Source organism: Uliginosibacterium sp. sgz301328 (assembly GCF_041807905.1).
Lineage (GTDB): Bacteria > Pseudomonadota > Gammaproteobacteria > Burkholderiales > Rhodocyclaceae > JBGVSA01.
This window is the reverse complement of sequence record NZ_JBGVSA010000080.1, coordinates 1-556: the sequence shown is the minus strand read 5'-3', so window position 1 is coordinate 556 and position 556 is coordinate 1. Positions and strand designations below refer to the sequence as shown.

Sequence of the window (556 nt, the reverse complement as noted above, 5' to 3'; positions counted from 1 at the left end):
CCGTCATGACCGCGCTGGCCGCCGGCTGCGCCAACCATGACGTGCGCGACAAACTACAGATCCAGGACCCGACGGTCTCGCAAACCACGCTGGCCCCGCAAAGTACGCAAGCGGGGGCGCTCAACCGCAACAAGCTCATCGACCGTGCCGGGCAAAAACCCGAGCAGGGCAGCAGCGGGGCGGTGGACGACCCGTGGATGAACACCTACGGGCGCTTCATGTATGACAGGAAAGACGGCCTCGATGGCCTGCAACTGCGCATGGACAACCTGGGCAGCCAGGCCGCCAACTACGACGGCGCCAAAGCGCAGTGCTGGATCGACGCGGGGCGCGCCGAGCAGGCCGAGCGCAACGGCTGGGGCTTCGTGGAAGAAGCCATGGGCGAGGCCGACCGCCTGAGCACGGGGCTCGCCGAAGGCAAACGCTGGATGGGCAACAGCGCACTTCGCACCAGCGTGACCGTGCGCCCCGATCTGTGGGCGAACCTCGACAGGATGAAGGCCGACCCGCGCTTCCAGAACTGCCCACCGGCACAGAAGCGCATCGCCTGCCAGGA

1 protein-coding gene is annotated in these 556 nt (G+C 67.3%); it reads left to right on the top strand.

Translation table 11 applies throughout. The annotated features are described in order from the left end of the window. The coding region (locus ACDA63_RS20170; protein ID WP_373665092.1) for a hypothetical protein at positions 1-556 on the top strand (556 nt) is incomplete at both ends.